The organism is Shewanella sp. SR1, from assembly GCF_020447145.1.
GTDB lineage: Bacteria > Pseudomonadota > Gammaproteobacteria > Enterobacterales > Shewanellaceae > Shewanella > Shewanella baltica.
This window is the reverse complement of record NZ_JAJAEF010000006.1, coordinates 1-17,564: the sequence shown is the minus strand read 5'-3', so window position 1 is coordinate 17,564 and position 17,564 is coordinate 1. Positions and strand designations below refer to the sequence as shown.

Genomic DNA, 17,564 nt, shown 5'->3' with positions numbered 1-17,564 from the left:
TTGTATTAAAAGGAATGACAATGAGTTTATTATTTTCGCCTTTAACCTTAGGTCAACTTGAGTTAGCGAACCGCATTATTATCGCGCCCATGTGTCAGTATTCGGCTGAAAACGGCCAAGCAACCGATTGGCATACGATTCATTTAGGGAGCATGGCGTTATCGGGCGCGGGAATGCTCATTTTAGAGGCTACCGCCGTTCTGCCCAATGGCCGAATTTCCTATGCAGATTTAGGCCTATGGGATGACAAAACGGAAGCCGCCTTAGATAAAACCCTCAAGTCTATCCGTAAATACTCAAATATGCCGATGGCGATACAGCTTGCCCATGCGGGGCGTAAAGCATCAACTCGAAAACCTTGGGAAGGTGGCGGCGCTATTGCACCCGACGAACATAACGGTTGGCAGACGATAGCGCCTTCCGCGCAGGCCTTTAATGAAGGCACTGCATTACCGAGTGCGATGACCTTTGATGAAATTGATGAGCTTATCTTGGCATTTGTCAGTTCGGCGCAAAGAGCCGAACGATTAGGGCTTGATGCGATTGAAATTCATGCTGCCCACGGTTATTTGTTACACCAATTTTTATCTCCGTTATCGAATCAACGTACCGATAAATATGGTGGCAGTTTAGAGAATCGACTGAGCTTGTTGTTGGCCGTGTTTGACGCCATTAAGGCTGTGATATCGCCTAAAATGGCACTCGGTGTGCGAATTTCGGCAACCGATTGGGTCGAGGGTGGTTGGGATTTAGCCCAAAGCCTAGTGTTGGCAAAAGCATTAGAGAGCAGATGTTGCGATTTTATTCATGTGAGTACTGGTGGGTTAAGTCCGCTGCAACAAATTCCTGTCGCTGAGCACTTTCAAGTGCCTTTTGCCGAAGCCATTAAAGGTGAGGTAAACACACCTGTGATTGCCGTGGGATTAATTACAGACGCTAATAAAGCGGAAACGATTTTGGCACAAGGGCAGGCCGATGCTATCGCGCTTGCTCGCACTATGCTCTATGACCCCCATTGGCCTTGGCATGCCGCTGCAACATTAGGTGCAACTGTTAAAGCGCCGCCACAGTATTTACGCTCATCGCCCCATGGGATCAAGTCACCAATAGAGTAGAGCGCCGGGTATTACTTAGGGTGACTTAGCATGATTTTAGAATGTTAAGGTACCAAATACCCATTGGGAATTTCAGTTATGTCCTTAAGATGATGGATTTTGGTCTAAACCAAAAAAGGCTTTAAGTTCGTCGATTTGCTCCATGGCATCTTTGTAGCCTAGGTCGATCAACGCGCTGGTGTAGGTTTTTTCAAATAATAGGTAGGACACGATACTAGAATCTGATTGTCTATCTATACCAATAAAACCGAGTAAGGTTTTTACTGCCCATGGCATGTCATCGTAGAAGCGGGCGGCAATTTTGCTGAGGTCTTCGCTGGGTTTGATGACTAAGGTTTTAATAGGATGTAAGGCGAGTTTGTTACGGCTTGACTCGGGAATGAGGCTTAAGGTGTTATTGATCCTTTCAAGTCGCTCAAGGTCGCTGTTTAAAGTGTCGGAAAAGATCGTATCGAGCAGGTGGCCCGCTATGGATGCCGTTTTCGGGTGATATTCCAGTTCCATTGGGAAGTGTTTGTGTGGACTCTCTAAGTTAATGACTAAGAGTTTTTCAGCGCCTAAATGGATAGGGCTTGAGAGCGGAGCCAGCTGGTGGACCGAGCCATCGCCATAATAGGCTTGGTTGAGTTTAATCGAGGGGAACACCATAGGAATAGCCGAACTGGCGAGTAGGTGCTCAGTGTTGAGCATCATACGTTCGCCGCTGCGTCTAGCGCGGGTCCAGTTTTCGATATCCCGTGATGCTTGGAAAAAACTTACTGAGCGTGAGTTGTTGTAGCAAGAGGCATCGACGCTGAGTGCGGTGAGTGCGCCGCTGCGAATATTACGGTCGATACGTTTAAAATCGATTAATTCATTGAGCAGTTTTCGGAGTGGATCGTTATCGAGCAGACTGCCGGCGTCGGTATTAACCTTATCGTCCTGCATGCCTTTGAGAGCCATTTTACCAAGGTGGCCAAGCACGCCAGTGATGGATGCGCGATACACTTTGCGAGTCTCAAAATGGCGCCATACCCATTCGAGCTTTTTGACGCCAAGATGAAAACAGGAAGCATGGGTGGCAATGGAAGTGCCATTAATGGCACCTGCCGAGGTGCCACAAATGATTTTAAAGGGAATGCCATGATTACGCGGATAAAGCTGAACCAGTGCTTTTAGCACGCCGACTTGATAGGCGGCTCTTGCGCCGCCGCCACCTAAGACTAATGCAGTTGATGTAGGCAATCTTCAGACTCAATTTATTGTTTTAATAGTTTTATTAAAGCAACGCCCCCCTATAAAAAGCAAGTCGGTAGACTCAATTAGTTGCAAATTTCGATTTATAGTTTATTCGATTGCTGCAATATTTCGCTTTAGGCAATTAATCCGCTGTAATCTTGATAGTTTGGCTGAGGCCAAAACAATGCTCTGTTGTTGGAAATTCAGCGCTTCTCACTTCTCTGGCGTATTCGGCGCAGGCGTGAGTGATTAAGGAGCTTAGGTCGATATAGCGTTTGGCAAATTTAGGCGTGTAGTCAGAAAATAAGCCTAAAATGTCCTCAGTTACGAGCACTTGACCATCGCAGGCGGGTGAGGCGCCAATGCCGATTACGGGGATTGAGACTTCTGCTGTTACTGTGCGCGCCGCGAGTTCGGATGTGCCTTCAATCAGTATGCTAAAAGCGCCAGCCTGCTCAAAGTCTTTTGCTAAACGAACGAGGGCTTCGATTGCTGTTGCATCCCTTGCTTGGGTTTTAAATCCACCCAATTGATTGACGTGTTGTGGCATTAATCCTATATGTGGCATCACAGGGATCCCTCGCTGGGTTAAAAAGCGAGTGGTGTCGAGCATCTCTGCGCCCCCTTCGAGTTTTACCGCTTGCGCGCCTGTGCGAATCAATACTTGGCTGGCATGTCTAAAGGCTTGCTGAGGCGATTCTTGATAACTCCCAAAGGGCATATCGATAATCACGCAGGCATGTGCTGCGCCGCGAGTGACAGCAAGACCATGATTAATCATCATTTCTAAGGTAACTCCGAGTGTAGAGTCTTGCCCATAAACCACCATACCGACGGAGTCGCCGACGATAATCATATCCACATGGGGATCGATAAGTTCCGCCATCGGTTTTTCATAGGCGGTGAGGGCGACTATTGGCGTTTTACCTTTCATTTTCTGTAAGGTGACGGGCGTAACCCGATTTTTATTCATGTGGATGCTCATGTCATCTCCAATTTGTTAAATCTGAGAGGGCATGTTAGCGCTTGCCGCTTTGGTGTTAGCTCGATAGATTGACTTAATGTCTAGATAAAAAGACACTTCTATACATAAAAGTGCTTTATACGAAGAGGCGCTTTATATACGGAAGAGGCTCGATAATACGAAAAGAAGCTTCGATATAAAAATCACCTTGGGCGATAACACCTTGAATCAAGTCACTGACACTCCTTTATCCCAGCAGCACATCACTCAGCACACTCAGGTGGCGCCATCACGTTTAGCCGCCGCAGGGCTAAGCGCATCCATCATGTTGCTTAAGCGAACACTCAAGCCGTTTGAACATGTGCAGCGCCATCGTCATTCTTGGGGACAGGTCATTTATGCCAGCCAAGGTGTGTTGAGTGTGATTACGCCTGCGGGGCGTTACATAGTGCCGCCTGAACAAGCGGTGTGGGTGCCTCCCTTTGTCGATCATGAGGTTATCGCGCTAAGTCAGGTGCAATTGAGCAGTCTGTATTTGGATGACACCCAGATAGGCGGTTTTCCACCCAGCTGTACTTGTCTGAATGTGAAGCCTGTTTTGCAGTTGCTACTGCAAGAGGCTAATGCCTTGATGAGGAGTGAGGCTGGGCTGATTGAGCCCGATTTTAAGGATAGCGCTATACGGCTCTTGATGGTGATCCGTGACTTTATGGTGCTCGCACCTAAGGTCGCCTTAGATTTACCTTATCCTAAGGATAAAAAATTACTGCGCATTACCGAGGCTTTGCTTGCGGATCCGAGCGAGCAACGTACTTTGGTGGATTGGCAGCGGGAGGTCGGCGCCTCGGCTCGCACGTTAGCGAGATTATTTAAACAGCAAACAGGGCTGAGTTATAGCCAATGGCTGCAAAGGCTTAGATTGCAGGTGGCGATTCAAATGCTCAGTCGAGGTGAATCTGTGCTCACTACAGCGTTATCTTTAGGTTATGCCTCGGGTTCAGCCTTTGGATATATGTTTAGGCAGTTGATGGGCGTCGCTCCGAGTCAGTACCTGTTAGCGCAAAGTACCTTGCCAAAAGTACAGTGCCAAAAATAAAAAGATAAACAGCCACAGATAAAAAGTATTGTCGCGAGTCAATGTGATCGAAGAAGGTCAATAAAAAGCCAATAAAAAAAGCACTTAAGCTGGCCTTAAGTGCGTTTCGTTTTTGATCGTTAAGCTTTTCTATATTGCGCGTGGAGGCTTAGCCTTTCACTGCGTTTTTTAGGAAGTCGAGCAGTTGATCAAATGGAATATCTTGCTTTTCACCAGTGCGGCGGTTTTTGTATTCAAATACGCCAGCATCGATATTGCGATCGCCAATCACCACTGTGTGTGGGATACCAATCAGTTCCATATCGGCAAACATAACGCCTGGACGCTCTTTACGATCGTCCAGTAATACGTCAATACCCGCTTCGTTTAAGTCTTTGTATAACTGCTCGGCGATATCGGTTACGCGGTGCGACTTGTGCATGTTCATTGGCAGAATGCCCACGCTAAATGGCGCAATCGCCTCTGGCCAAATGATGCCACGGTCATCGAAGTTTTGCTCGATGGCTGCGGCCACAATACGGCTTACGCCGACGCCGTAACAACCCATCAATAGCACCTGTGACTTGCCGTTTTCGTCAAGTACAGTAGCGTTCATCGATTTAGAGTAGTTAGTACCCAGTTGGAAAATATGTCCCACTTCAATACCGCGTGCCATAGCATAAGTGCCTGAACCATCTGGTGTTGGCTCGCCTTCGACTACGTTACGGATGTCGGCAACTTGTGCTGTTGGCAGATCGCGTTCCCAGTTGATACCAAAATAATGTTTGTCATCCACATTCGCACCAGCAGCAAAATCGCTCATCACGCTAACGCTGTGGTCGATAACGATAGGGATGTTAAGACCGATAGGGCCAAGTGAACCAGGACCTGCGCCAATGGCGTCACGGATCAGCGCTTCTGATGCCATTTCTACTGGTGATGCCACTAAGTCTAACTTGTCGGCTTTGACTTCATTGAGTTCATGGTCACCGCGAACAATCAGTGCCACTAACGGCGTCGCTTCTGATGCGCCGACGACGATCAAGGTTTTGACGGTTTTAGTGATATCCAGATCAAACTGCTCAACCAATTCAGCAATGGTCTTCGCATTTGGGGTATCGACTAAACGCAATTCTTCAGTGGCTGCGCCGCGAGGCTCAGTGGGTACTGGTGATTCGGCTTTCTCAATGTTAGCCGCGTAATCGCTGCCCGTTGAGTAAGCAATTAAATCTTCACCGCTTTGCGCCAGAACGTGGAACTCGTGTGACATGCTGCCACCGATAGAACCTGTGTCAGCTAATACTGGACGGAAGGCTAAGCCCATGCGCGTCAGAATGTTGCTATAGGCGTTGTACATGGCCTCATAGGTTTCATTCATAGTATCGACGTCAAGGTGGAAAGAGTAGGCGTCTTTCATCAAGAATTCGCGTGAGCGCATCATGCCAAAACGTGGGCGAACTTCGTCACGGAATTTGGTTTGGATTTGGTAAAGGTTCAGCGGTAATTGCTTGTATGAGCTGACTTCTTTACGAATGAGATCGGTGATCACTTCTTCGTGGGTTGGGCCCAGTACGAAGTCGCGATTGTGACGATCTTTAAAGCGCAGCAGCTCGGGACCAAACTTTTCCCAACGACCTGTTTCTACCCACAAGTCTGCCGGTTGCACCATAGGCATCAGAATTTCAATTGCACCGGCTTTGTTCATTTCTTCGCGAACAATGGCTTCGACTTTACGCAGTACGCGTAAGCCCGTGGGGAGATAGCTATAAAGGCCCGACGCATTTCGACGGATCATGCCCGCACGTAACATTAATTGATGACTAATGACTTCTGCGTTGGCAGGAGTTTCTTTCTGTGTTGATAGCAGGTACTTGCTGACGCGCATTACCGATGTCCAAATTTGAGTTGAATGGTCGCCATTTTATCACCTGCTTTGATGATGTCACCTACGTATTTAGGTTAAATTCAACTAGCTGGGAGACAAATAGCATTTTTGAGAAGATTACTGAGGCAAAGGAAAGCGATTTTATCGGCGATTTGTACCAGCCGATTTAGCTTTTATCACGCCTATCGCCAATCACTTTGGCAGGGTTGCCAGCCACTATCGCCCAGTCGGGCACATCTTTCGTCACTATGCTACCCATACCCACCACAGCGTGATCGCCAATGGTCACACCATCGACTATGCCGGCCTGAGCGCCAATCCACACATCTTTACCTATAACAATACCTTTGGAGTTGGCAGCTTGTTGATAGATGGGCGTATCTGGCGCCATGCCATGGTTGAAGGCGTAAAGGGTGACATTATTGGCGATGCGGGTCTGGTTACCAATCTGAATACCGACCCTGCCGCCATCGAAGGAGCAACCATGATTAATCGCCACTTCATCCCCTAGCGTGATGGGCCCGTGTAAAAAACAGTCGGCGGCGATCATGCAGCGATTACCCATGCGGATATCACGATTGGGTTCGGCGAATAACTGCGCGTCGGGGGCAATAAAACAGTGCTCGCCGATGTTGACCGTTTCGAGGGCGCAAAGCGTTGCTTGGATCTCATCCTGCCAAGGTTTTGCCCAGACTAAATGTTTCTCTTTTAAAGAAAAATACAGCCACGGCATCCAAGAGAGACGCTTTTTATGCTGGCTTTGGTAATCAGGCAAAGATGCCGGCTCTGATCTAGGCGTTGGCGCAGACATTTAGCCACATTTCCCCGGTTTGAGTTCTAATACCAAGATGTATTCTTGGTCATTATCATCGGCCGCCATTTGCCAGAACACATCTAAATCATAGAGGGCGACTTGATATAACTTAGGATCGTCTTTGGCTTTTTTGTAGGCGGGGCGCGGATCTTGCCCCAAGACTCCGCGGATAAGTACGGCTAAATCTGTGTAGGTTTCCTGCTGGGCATAACGCTCAATTTGTGCCTTGGCATTATCGGAATACACCACTGAAATCAGTTTAGGGGCGTCTTGAGCAATGCCGCCCACAGCATCGGTAATCGAATCCGAGAATGGAATGTAAGGCTTAATATCGATAATCGGCGTGCCATCGACCAGATCCATACCGGAAATTTCGAGGCACACTTTGCCCTTGCGTTGTACTACGCCGTGCAGTTTCACCACAGATTGACCTATGCCATTAGGGCGAAAAGTGGAGCGAGTGGCGAACACGCCGAGTTTTTCATTGCCGCCCAATCGCGGTGGCCGTACTGTGGTTTTCCAACCTTGGGCAAGATTCTCATGGAAGCAAAATAGCAACCAGAGATGGGAATATTGTTCTATGCCACGCACCGCATCGATATGATTTACATGGGGCTCTAGTTCAACATAGCCGCGAGCCTCAACGAGTCCGGGTTGTCTTGGAATGCCAAACTTTTGTTTATACGGCGTGCGGCATGTCGCTACTGCGACAATTTGGTTGGTAAATGTCATGCAAAAATTACCTAAAAAGATAAATATAACAACCGCCTAAACTCATCATTCTAAGCTCATCATAAGGCCAATCTTTGAGCGCTAATTATGCAGCGTTAGCCATTAAGCGGTTGATACGGGCAATCTCAGATCATCGAATCGCGAACTTTACGCTTGCTCGCGTGGGGCTTACTCTGCAGTAGCCGTTTTGACTGCTTGGCCGACGCACAGGGCGCGGCTGATACAACCTTGGGCGGCTTCATCTAACATCACACATTGTTTGATGATAATGCCGTTAGCGCCTTTATCTGCGGCATTACGGCGGGCTTCGGTTCTGGCATCGGCTAATGACGCAGGTACGCTGTTGACATCGGCCTGACAGGATTCCCCTTGGACCAAACCTTTTAATTCGTAATGACCTTTTGGCAAGGTATCGCCTTCATAAAGGGTGACATCGGATGCCTTGAAATAGTCATTGATCGCCTCACCGTCCAAATTACTGTTAAAACTGTAGTCGCTTGCACAGGCACTGAGCAGTAGCACTAATGCACTTGAGAGGATAATTTTCATGGTTTGACCTGAGATTGAGGGGAAAACTGCGCAGCCTTGGTAGGCTGCGCCGATGCGATATTATTATCTGAGTAAATTCTACCGCTTAAGGTACTTTTGATAAAGCTGCTGATGGCGATTATTCAGATCTATCTGCCGTCCTTCAATCCAGATAGCCTCTATCTTATTGGTCATAGGGTCGAGAATGTCCCCATCGGACAGTACAACACTGCCTTGGTATCCCACGGCAATGGCCCCTAAATCCTCGACACCTAACAGTTTTGCTGCATCTAAGGTGATGGACTTAAGCGCTTGCTCAGGCGTTAAACCATAGGCGGCGCTATAACCTGCTGCATAGGGTAAGTTACGGCTGTTCCAGTCCGATGAGAACCCAAGGGCAAAGGGAATTCCTGCATTAGCGAGCAAGGAGGGGATTTTAAAGGGCAAATCTACTGGTTCATCTTTACGCTTAGGCAGACTCAAAGTATGAGGATAAATGACCCCAGCCTTAACTTCCCTCAGGCTTGAGGCCAAGCGCCATGCATCGTATCCGCCGACAATCACCAATTTGAATTGGTATTTTTTCGTCAGGGCAATCACTTGCTCAATTTGGCCAACACTGTCGGCATGGGCAAACAGTGTCGCTTTACCTTGGTATAGCGGCAACATGGCCTGCCAGCGAAGGTTGTTGGTCGCGGACTGTGGATCTTCATCCTTGTTGTTATCTTTGCCCTTGGCTTTATCACTTAAGAAATAGCGATAGCCATCCTCAAAGGCGATATTGAGCTGGTCGATCGCCTGCTGATTTTTCTCGATAGCCTTGGCTTTCTCTTTTTCATCTTCAGGCATGCGTTTGATTTGCGGCCAGTAGACATGGAACTGCCCAGCACTGGGGGTCAGCGCATCCTCAATCGTCCACGCATCAAGATTCACCAGTACCGATTGCCCAGCAATACCATCGCCGCTCGGGACGATTTGTGCGTGGGTAATGCCGTTGAAACGTATGGTCGGGATGAGCTCAGAATCTGGATTGTAAGCCGTCGCTGTGCTGATCTGCGGGTTGATATAACCCACCTCGGCGTTATCAACCGTGGGGCGGCTCATTTCAATTTCGACCAAACCTAAGCTGGTGTCTAGGGCGATTAAGCCCGGATACAAGTGTTTACCGCTGGCATCGACGACTTGAGTGTCACTGGTTTCTGCGGTTGCACTGTTGGTTTGGCTGGTGAGTTGAGGCCCAACGGCCGTGATCTTGCCATTTTCAATCAAGACATCAGTGTTGCTGAGCACGCCTTGACTGACTGTGTGCACAGTGGCGTTTTTAATCAGTACGCTGCGACTTTGTTTAGGTGTTGGCACGATATCGCTGGCCATCGCTGGGGCCAGCGTGGTGCAAATCGCGCCCAGTAGCGCCGCAAACAAAACGGGTTTAGATGAATGTTGCATTATTTGGCTCCCTCATGAGTGTGGCCCCATGCCTGATAGTGGGTGTCGCAGTGCCACTGTGGCTCGTTAAGTGGCGTGACTTTTTCACCCGCTTTGGCTTGATCATCACTGCTGAGAATTTTTTGGATAAGTGCGGCGCGCTCGTTGACTACGGCGAGCTGGGCGACTTGGTCTTGGTCGCGGTCAAAGTAGCGTTTTCCTTCAACCCATGCCTGCGTCACTTTGGCGTAAATCGACAGTGGCTCTGCGTTCCACAGCACGACATCGGCCATTTTTCCCGGGGTGAGTGAACCCACAAATTCATCGACTCTTAATTGTTTGGCTGGATTGATAGTGACCATGTTCCAAGCATCTTCCTTCGACATATTGCAATACATCATAGATTTAGCTGCTTCTTGGTTGAGTCTGCGCTGCATTTCATAGTCGTCTGAGTTTATGCTGGTGGTCACGCCTTTTTTTTGCATCAGGCAAGCGTTTTGCGGAATCGCGTCGTACACCTCAAACTTATAGGCCCACCAATCGGCAAAGGTCGAGGCGCCAGCGCCATGGGCGGCCAGTTCACTCGCCACTTTGTAACCTTCGAGCACATGGGTAAAGGTTTGCACTTTAAAGTGATAGGCCTCGGCTAGGCGGATAAACATCAGAATTTCTGACTGCACGTAAGAATGAATGTGCACATCACGTTGCTGATTTAATACTTCGGCCACCGCCTGCAGGCGATAACTTGGGCGCGGTGCGACGGTTTTTTTCTTATCGCTGGAGCGCAGGTCATCATAGGCTTTTAACGCATTCTCATAGGCGATGGCGGCATCGAAGGTTTCTTCAAATAACGCTTTGACTCCCATGCGGGTTTGTGGGAAACGTTGTACAAATTTCTCTCCCCAGTTGCTCTGCTTAACGTTTTCACCTAGCGCGAACTTGATACTGGCGGGCGCGTTAGCAAATTTAAGTTGCTCTGCCGTTTCGCCCCATTTCATTTTGATCAGTTGCGATTGGCCGCCGATAGGATTGGCGCTGCCGTGGAGTATTTGTGCGCTGGTGACACCGCCTGCTAAGGCGCGATAGATTGAAATATCGTCGGGATTAATCACATCACCAATGCGTACTTCAGAGGTAACTGCGTCTGTTCCTTCGTTAGTACCGCCATTAATGGCGATATGCGAGTGTTCATCGACTATGCCAGCGGTGAGGTGTTTACCTGTTGCATCGAGGACTTGATAACCTGATGGCGTACTTAATTGTTGGCCAATTTTTTCGATGCGGCCATTGGCCATCAAGAGATCAGCATGTTCGAGAATACCTTGTTTATCCGATGTCCACAGGGTGGCATTCTTGATGTGCAGCTTCTCAACATTAGGGGCTTCTCTCAGTCCGTAAGCGACGTTAGGGTAGGTGAGGTGACTCACTAGACTTGTGTTGGCTTTATCCTTGGGCGTTTGATTGTCTTCTTGAGTGGCACTATTAACCGCTGCAGTTTGCGCTATCGCAATACCGGCAACATTTGTGGTGCGACTCTTGGCATCGACCATGCGGCCCTGAATACCGTCATCGGCCATCCACAGGGTAAAGCGGCTAAGGCCATTGATGCCTGCGGCGCTCAAATCGGCAGTAAAGCTTAATCGACCGTCGTCATCTAACTTAAGTTGAGTGAGCGCGATGCTTTGTTCGCCACTGCTTAAGCTGCCTTGGATTTTGGGTTTATCACCTTTACTCACATCTTGCAGCGATAAATCCAGCGTGAGGTTATTGAGGCTTAATTGATAATCGCCCAGTAATCGTGCTTGGGGCAGTGAGCGAAGACTTTGCTCCTGACCTTGCAACCAAACACTGTAGATCTGGCCCTCTTTAAAAATATTGCCCTTAGTGACTACAAAGTCTGCCATGTAACCGGGTGCGAGTTTGCCGGTAAAATCGGCGGTGCCTGTCATCTCGGCGGCTTGGGTGGTCAGTGCGGCTAAGGCTTGCTCTTCAGTTAAACCTTGAGTAATGGCTTGGCGCAGTCGCGGCCAAAAAGCATCGGTCTTAATACCAAACTGCGTTAGCGCGAAGGGAATACCTGCTTTTGCAACTTCTGCTGGATTGGTTGGCGCACGTTCCCACTGTCTTAAATCCGCCAGTGACACTTCGCGATCGGTATCATCTGTCCCGACATCAGGTGCTTGCGGATAGTTTAAAGGCAAGATTAACGGGTAGTTCAGCGCCTTTAACTCATTGATGCGCGAGTATTCTTGACCATTACCGAGTAGATTGGCTGACAGTTTATGTTCTTTGAGCAAATGGGCTGCACGCAATTGATCGTTGAGGTTTTTGGTTTCAAAGATAATTTGCTTATCGGTTAAATTATCTAAGCGTTCAAAGGCGATATTAAATTCGACTTGATTGTTTATTGCGCCATTGCCTTGTTTGTTTTTATTTTGGTTATACCAATTGGCGTCGGCAAAGGTTTGTCTAATAAGTGCAATACTGCCCATTAATGATGACGGATAATCTTGTTCAGATGAGCCTTTATCGAATGCCATAAAAGGTTGACTGCGGGCACGATAAATCACTTCGTTGGCGGTTTTGTCTGCTAATGACAGGCTAACACCCGTCCCTCGGAAGATTCCGTCGAGTTTGCTACTTTGCACACTCGTAAAGCCATTATTGATCCACTCTTTCGCGCGTTCTTTATTGGGATAAACGTAATTAAACCATTCTTTTTCAGAATGAATTGCGCCATTGTCTGCATTGCCGCCGATACGTTTAATATCATAGACAGGGCGAGTGAGCCCAAGTTTTGGATATTCGAACTCAATCCCATAATCGGTGAAAGGATCGATAAATCCAGGGTAAATAGTATAACCACTCAAATCGACTTTAAATGCGCCAGCGGGAATGTCACCGTGCTCAATAATGGCTTTAATTCGATTATTTTCAACCAATAAAGTGGCATCGCTTAAACGCTTACCCGGCTCAATCATTAATTCAGCATGGGTAAAAGCCGTGAGTTTATTGGAGGTTGTCCCTGTCTTGATTTGGGCATATGTGGTCTGTGAGACTAAGCTAGCGATTATGCTGCAGCTTATAATTATCTTATTGTTTATCTGCATTATTTTATTCAATCGAATGAGGGTGAATAAAGAGTAACTGAAAGCAGATGTAAATACTAAGGTTGAATTGTAACGCAATTTGAGCGGGAATGAGGCGTGGGATTTACGCTTGTCGTTTTAGATTGCAGCCAATAATGGATATAAAAAAGCCCGCAATGAATGCGAGCTTTTATGCAAATGTGTGTTGGTTACTCGAACCGCCACACCGAATTGGATTAGATTAAGAAATCTTCCATAGAACGACCTTTATTGATCTCGTTCTTAAATACGGTTGGCATACGGCCTTGGCCAGTCCATTGAACCATTTCACCGTCAACTTCGATTTGGTATTTAGCTGGACGAGGAGCGCGTTTTTTCGCGGTTGCTTTAACAGCTACGCCACCTAAGTCATCAATTGATAAACCAACGGCTTCCATTTGTTGACGGATTTCTTCAATCTTAGCATTACGAGCTGCCATGGCTTGTTCTTCTTCCTCAGCCATAGACTCGCGTTCTACTAAAATTTTATCTAATTTGTCGGCTAAATCACGTAACTCTTCAACGCTAAGTTCTTTAACTGCTGCTTTAAAACGACGGCCGTGAGTTAATATCTCTAAAAATTCGCTCATATCTATTTTCGTCCCACTCTAATTTTTAATACAGGATAATGGTGAACAACACCTAAATGATAGAAACTAATATAGCTCGAATCAAATAAAATTATGCGTTTTAAGTAAATTAAATATTATTTATATTTTGAACTTTTCTTATTTACTCAAATAAGTGTCCAAAAAAGTAGCCGTTGCGCGGATTAAAAAATGCAAACAGGCGTTTGACTTTGGTTGACGTTAACGTTAACAGGACGTAAAGTTGCTCTATCCTGCATTGGTATTAACCAATGTTTTGTCCATGTACATGAAAGTGTAGGAAGGAAACCCTATGAAAGTATTGGTGCCCGTTAAGCGCGTTGTTGATGCCAATGTGAAGGTCAGGGTCAAAGCTGACAATACAAGTGTTGACACTGCAAACCTAAAAATGGCGTTGAACCCTTTTTGTGAAATCGCAGTAGAAGAAGCGGTTCGTTTAAAAGAAGCGGGTAGCGCTACTGAAGTGGTTGTTGTCAGTATTGGTAATAAAGCCGTGCAAGAACAATTACGTACCGCGCTCGCATTAGGCGCAGACCGTGCGATTCATATCGATACTGAAGAAGAACTGGTGCCAGTATCTATCGCCAAATTGCTCAAAGCGGTACAAGACAAAGAACAAGCCGAACTGGTGATTTTTGGTAAGCAATCTATCGATGGCGATAACAACCAAACTGGTCAAATGTTCGCGGCGCTGATGGATATGCCACAGGCGACCTTTGCTTCTGAAATCAAATTGGAAGGTCAATCTGTGCAAGTCGCTCGCGAAGTTGACGGTGGTATGCAAACCTTACTTATGCCGCTACCTGCAGTCGTGACTGCCGATCTACGTTTGAACGAACCTCGTTATGCTTCACTGCCTAACATTATGAAAGCCAAGCGTAAGCCATTAGAAGTCTTTACAGTGGCTGACTTGGGCGTGACGTTAAAGAGTCACCAAACGGTTGTGAAGGTCACTCCGCCAGCAGAGCGTAAAGCAGGCATCATGGTAGCGTCGGTTGCTGAGCTAGTTGAAAAGTTAAAAAATGAAGCGAAGGTGATCTAAATGGCCATTTTAGTATTAGCTGAACATGATAATGCCGCACTGAAACTCGATACGGCAAAAATCGTCACTGCCGCCCGCGCCATTGGCGATGAAGTGCATGTACTGGTTGCGGGTCACCAATGTGGCGCGGTTGTCCAAGCTGCGCAAGCACTACAAGGCGTTAGCCAAGTGCTCGTTGCCGATGCCAGCGTGTATGAAGCGCATTTAGCGGAAAATTTTGCCAAATTGCTGGTGGACTTAGCGCCAAACTATGGCCACATTCTGGCTTCTGCTTCGAGCTTAGGTAAGGACACGCTTCCGCGTGTGGCAGCATTATTAGATGTTGCGCAAATCTCTGAAGTCATTACCGTCGTCAGTGCGGACACTTTTGTGCGCCCTGTGTATGCGGGTAACGCCTTAGCGACAGTGCAAAGCCATGATGCCATCAAAGTGATGACAGTACGCGCCAGTGCGTTTGATGCTGCGCCAGAAGGTAACAGCGCGGCTGTGACGACACTCGATAAAGTGTTTGAAGCGAGAACTCAGTTTGTTTCTCAATCTTTGACGGTATCAGCCCGTCCAGAGTTAGGTAATGCTGGCATTATTGTTTCTGGCGGCCGTGGTATGGGCAGTGGTGAAAACTTCGGCATGTTAGAGCAGCTTGCTGACAAGCTCGGTGCTGCGGTTGGCGCATCACGCGCGGCAGTTGATGCTGGCTTCGTGCCTAACGATTTACAAGTGGGTCAAACCGGTAAAATCGTTGCGCCTAACTTATATATTGCTGTGGGAATTTCTGGCGCGATTCAACATTTAGCGGGCATGAAAGACGCGAAAGTAATCGTTGCTATTAACAAAGATCCTGAAGCGCCAATTTTCCAAGTTGCCGATTATGGCTTAGTTGCGGACTTATTTGAGGCGGTTCCTGAGCTGATCACAAGTCTCGGTTGATTTAAACTGTGATCTAGGTCACATTAAGTGGCTTTGCGGTAGCATCTGCTAAGCCGCTTATGTTTTTATGTGCCTCACGCTCGGGTACGGGCGTTCTTAGAAGTAGAGGCGCGCCAAATATTAGTAGTGATCAGTAGGGTGATTCCGTTGATCGATTGCGAAAGGATTTGGTGCCGAAGTGGTTCGATTTATCACGATCAACTGCTGGGGTTGTACCTAATAGGTGCAACACTGCCATAGTATTTTCCGATATGGATATTGGAAATAGTTACTATGGAGCGCTACTGATAGGACAGGTGACCTTGGGTATCTATTGCCTTTCCCCACCAGTTCAGTCGCCCTCCATTCGTATTTAACGAAGATAATAATCAATGACTGTTATGAATTATGCCGATTCGGCGCTTTCCTTGCTGCCGCCTGCGGTGGCTATTGTGTTGGCGATCTTAACTCGCCGTGTACTGCTTTCTTTGGGGTTAGGTATTTTAATTGGTGCTTTATTGCTCAATCAATTTTCACCTGTAGCGACGGGTGAATTTGTATTTAATGGCGTTAAAGGACTTTTTTGGACGGGCGAAGGCCTTAATTCGTGGAACTTATATATTCTCGGTTTCTTAATTGTACTGGGAATGATCACAGCGTTAATTACCGTAAGTGGCAGCGCGCGGGCTTTTGCCGATTGGGCTCGTTTACATATACGTAATAAACGTGACGCTAAATTATTAACCATGTTTTTAGGGTGTGTGGTTTTTATTGACGACTATTTCAATAGCTTAGTCGTAGGTTCGGTCGCTAGACCTGTTACCGACCGTTATTATATTTCCCGCGCTAAGTTAGCTTATTTATTAGATTCTACTGCGGCACCTGTGTGCGTTATTTCTCCAGTATCAAGTTGGGGCGCGTATATTATTGCACTTATTGGTGGAATATTAACGGCCCATGGTTTTGCTGATACGGGCCATTTGAGTATTTTTATTCAAATGATCCCAATGAACTTCTATGCAATTTTCTCCTTGTTATTATTACTTTTCGTTGTCTTTATGGGATTAGATGTTGGGCCAATGCGCGAGCATGAACTCAATGCCCAACGTGGTAATTTATACGATGAGTCAAAAGGATTACCGCCTGGAGCCAATGCGGATTTACCTGAGGCCGAAACCGGTAAGATCTTAGGGTTATTCTTGCCTATTACTGTATTGGTATTTGCGACCCTGTATTTTATGGTCAACAGTGGCGCTCAAGTACTTGCCGCTGAAGGGATTGAATTTAATATTATTTCAGCATTTGAGAAAACCGATGTCAGTTCATCCCTTTTCTTTGGTGCATTAATCGGTTTAGCGATTTCGCTGATATTGAATTTAGTCCAAGGCGTTGAGAAATCAATGATAGTCAAAGGCATAGTGCAGGGCGCTCGCTCTATGCTGCCAGCGATTTATATCCTGTTATTTGCTTGGACTATCGCAGGCGTGATTGGCCAACTCGAAACCGGCAAGTTTATGGCAAGTCTCGCGACGGGCAATATTCCGTTCGCCTTTTTGCCTGCCCTAATGTTTGTGTTAGCGGGTATTACTGCGTTCTCAACCGGTACTAGCTGGGGCACGTTCGGTATCATGTTGCCGATTGCTGCGGATATGGCGATGGGAAGTCACACTGGCATGATGCTACCTATGCTTGCTTCTGTGCTGGCGGGCGCGGTATTTGGCGATCACTGTTCACCGATTTCCGATACTACGATTTTGTCGTCTACGGGCGCGAGTTGTCACCATATCGACCATGTCGTCACTCAGCTACCGTATGCATTAATTGCGGCGTTTATTAGCTTAACGGGTTATGTCGTACTTGGATTTACTGAGTCAGTTGTGGCTGGTTTAGTGGCCTGTAGTGTGGTGTTTGTGGTTAGCATCATAGTGCTAAAAATCAAATCTAAAGGCGCAATTAGCTAAACCTTAATTGAAGCCTTTCCACTGCTACAAATAAATCAGCCAGCATTATGCTTAATGCCGTTCACTTAAGAGTGAACGGCATTTTTATTTGGTCTAACCGGAAACTTGTTTTTGCTCATTTTAAGGACTCTTGGATAAGCCCTTTCCCGTTTACCATCCAACT

General features: G+C 47.1%; 14 protein-coding genes and 1 riboswitch. Of the genes, 5 read left to right on the top strand and 9 right to left on the bottom strand.

Annotated features, from left to right (window positions below; genetic code table 11):
• Positions 1-20 precede the first annotated feature (20 nt).
• Positions 21-1,115 carry an NADH:flavin oxidoreductase/NADH oxidase gene (locus tag KV201_RS07015; RefSeq protein ID WP_226058905.1) on the top strand — a complete coding sequence of 365 codons (1,095 nt, stop codon included), beginning with the start codon at positions 21-23 and terminating at the stop codon, positions 1,113-1,115.
• 84 nt (positions 1,116-1,199) lie between these two features.
• Here KV201_RS07015 and KV201_RS07010 read toward each other — a convergent pair whose 3' ends face one another.
• Together KV201_RS07010 and panB are read right to left on the bottom strand one after the other, a co-directional pair.
• Positions 1,200-2,339, bottom strand: a complete 1,140-nt coding sequence (locus KV201_RS07010; RefSeq protein ID WP_226058904.1) for a patatin-like phospholipase family protein — start codon at positions 2,337-2,339, stop codon at positions 1,200-1,202.
• Positions 2,340-2,475: 136 nt separating this feature from the next.
• Complete coding sequence (panB, locus tag KV201_RS07005; RefSeq protein ID WP_071939636.1) at positions 2,476-3,318, bottom strand: 3-methyl-2-oxobutanoate hydroxymethyltransferase; 843 nt, start codon at positions 3,316-3,318, stop codon at positions 2,476-2,478.
• 187 nt (positions 3,319-3,505) lie between these two features.
• On the opposite strand from panB, the gene KV201_RS07000 reads away from it, so the two are divergent.
• Positions 3,506-4,393 (top strand): helix-turn-helix transcriptional regulator, encoded by an 888-nt coding sequence (locus KV201_RS07000; RefSeq protein ID WP_319000209.1) that lies wholly within the window; start codon positions 3,506-3,508, stop codon positions 4,391-4,393.
• 148 nt (positions 4,394-4,541) lie between these two features.
• Here the strand turns inward: KV201_RS07000 and KV201_RS06995 are convergent, their stop codons facing one another.
• The 7 genes from KV201_RS06995 to KV201_RS06965 all read right to left on the bottom strand — a co-directional run bounded on the left by KV201_RS06995 (position 4,542) and on the right by KV201_RS06965 (position 13,474).
• The gene (locus KV201_RS06995; RefSeq protein ID WP_226058902.1) at positions 4,542-6,257 is read right to left on the bottom strand and encodes a proline--tRNA ligase; all 1,716 of its coding nucleotides are present in this window, start codon (positions 6,255-6,257) and stop codon (positions 4,542-4,544) included.
• A gap of 166 nt (positions 6,258-6,423) precedes the next feature.
• On the bottom strand, positions 6,424-7,068 hold the full coding sequence (locus KV201_RS06990; protein ID WP_226058901.1) for a DapH/DapD/GlmU-related protein: 645 nt from the start codon (positions 7,066-7,068) through the stop codon (positions 6,424-6,426).
• Positions 7,069-7,803, bottom strand: a complete 735-nt coding sequence (tsaA, locus tag KV201_RS06985) for a tRNA (N6-threonylcarbamoyladenosine(37)-N6)-methyltransferase TrmO (protein WP_006085548.1) — start codon at positions 7,801-7,803, stop codon at positions 7,069-7,071.
• A gap of 168 nt (positions 7,804-7,971) precedes the next feature.
• On the bottom strand, positions 7,972-8,352 hold the full coding sequence (gene rcsF / locus KV201_RS06980) for an Rcs stress response system protein RcsF (protein WP_006082342.1): 381 nt from the start codon (positions 8,350-8,352) through the stop codon (positions 7,972-7,974).
• A gap of 78 nt (positions 8,353-8,430) precedes the next feature.
• Positions 8,431-9,777 carry an amidohydrolase family protein gene (locus KV201_RS06975; protein WP_226058900.1) on the bottom strand — a complete coding sequence of 449 codons (1,347 nt, stop codon included), beginning with the start codon at positions 9,775-9,777 and terminating at the stop codon, positions 8,431-8,433.
• Positions 9,777-12,866, bottom strand: coding sequence for an amidohydrolase family protein (locus KV201_RS06970; protein ID WP_226058899.1), 3,090 nt, complete (start codon positions 12,864-12,866; stop codon positions 9,777-9,779). Before KV201_RS06970 ends, KV201_RS06975 begins: the two co-directional genes overlap by 1 nt.
• A gap of 215 nt (positions 12,867-13,081) precedes the next feature.
• On the bottom strand, positions 13,082-13,474 hold the full coding sequence (locus KV201_RS06965) for an H-NS family nucleoid-associated regulatory protein (RefSeq protein WP_006082339.1): 393 nt from the start codon (positions 13,472-13,474) through the stop codon (positions 13,082-13,084).
• Positions 13,475-13,784: 310 nt separating this feature from the next.
• On the opposite strand from KV201_RS06965, the gene KV201_RS06960 reads away from it, so the two are divergent.
• The 3 genes from KV201_RS06960 to KV201_RS06950 all read left to right on the top strand — a co-directional run bounded on the left by KV201_RS06960 (position 13,785) and on the right by KV201_RS06950 (position 17,401).
• The gene (locus tag KV201_RS06960; RefSeq protein WP_006082338.1) at positions 13,785-14,534 is read left to right on the top strand and encodes an electron transfer flavoprotein subunit beta/FixA family protein; all 750 of its coding nucleotides are present in this window, start codon (positions 13,785-13,787) and stop codon (positions 14,532-14,534) included.
• Positions 14,535-15,461: an electron transfer flavoprotein subunit alpha/FixB family protein gene (locus KV201_RS06955; protein WP_012089654.1), complete on the top strand. Its 927-nt coding sequence runs from the start codon at positions 14,535-14,537 to the stop codon at positions 15,459-15,461.
• Positions 15,462-15,556: 95 nt separating this feature from the next.
• Positions 15,557-15,753, top strand: a riboswitch (Lysine riboswitch).
• A 79-nt stretch (positions 15,754-15,832) separates the two neighbouring features.
• On the top strand, positions 15,833-17,401 hold the full coding sequence (locus tag KV201_RS06950; RefSeq protein WP_011847247.1) for a Na+/H+ antiporter NhaC family protein: 1,569 nt from the start codon (positions 15,833-15,835) through the stop codon (positions 17,399-17,401).
• Positions 17,402-17,564 lie beyond the last annotated feature (163 nt).

Bases quoted from the DNA above. Each gene is read 5' to 3' on its own strand.
- KV201_RS07015 (WP_226058905.1), top strand. From the start codon at position 21: ATGAGTTTATTATTTTCGCCTTTAACCTTAGGTCAACTTGAGTTAGCG.
- panB (WP_071939636.1), bottom strand. From the start codon at position 3,318: ATGAGCATCCACATGAATAAAAATCGGGTTACGCCCGTCACCTTACAG.
- KV201_RS06995 (WP_226058902.1), bottom strand. From the start codon at position 6,257: ATGCGCGTCAGCAAGTACCTGCTATCAACACAGAAAGAAACTCCTGCC.
- KV201_RS06990 (WP_226058901.1), bottom strand. From the start codon at position 7,068: ATGTCTGCGCCAACGCCTAGATCAGAGCCGGCATCTTTGCCTGATTAC.
- tsaA (WP_006085548.1), bottom strand. From the start codon at position 7,803: ATGACATTTACCAACCAAATTGTCGCAGTAGCGACATGCCGCACGCCG.
- rcsF (WP_006082342.1), bottom strand. From the start codon at position 8,352: ATGAAAATTATCCTCTCAAGTGCATTAGTGCTACTGCTCAGTGCCTGT.
- KV201_RS06975 (WP_226058900.1), bottom strand. From the start codon at position 9,777: ATGCAACATTCATCTAAACCCGTTTTGTTTGCGGCGCTACTGGGCGCG.
- KV201_RS06970 (WP_226058899.1), bottom strand. From the start codon at position 12,866: ATGCAGATAAACAATAAGATAATTATAAGCTGCAGCATAATCGCTAGC.
- KV201_RS06965 (WP_006082339.1), bottom strand. From the start codon at position 13,474: ATGAGCGAATTTTTAGAGATATTAACTCACGGCCGTCGTTTTAAAGCA.
- KV201_RS06960 (WP_006082338.1), top strand. From the start codon at position 13,785: ATGAAAGTATTGGTGCCCGTTAAGCGCGTTGTTGATGCCAATGTGAAG.
- KV201_RS06955 (WP_012089654.1), top strand. From the start codon at position 14,535: ATGGCCATTTTAGTATTAGCTGAACATGATAATGCCGCACTGAAACTC.
- KV201_RS06950 (WP_011847247.1), top strand. From the start codon at position 15,833: ATGACTGTTATGAATTATGCCGATTCGGCGCTTTCCTTGCTGCCGCCT.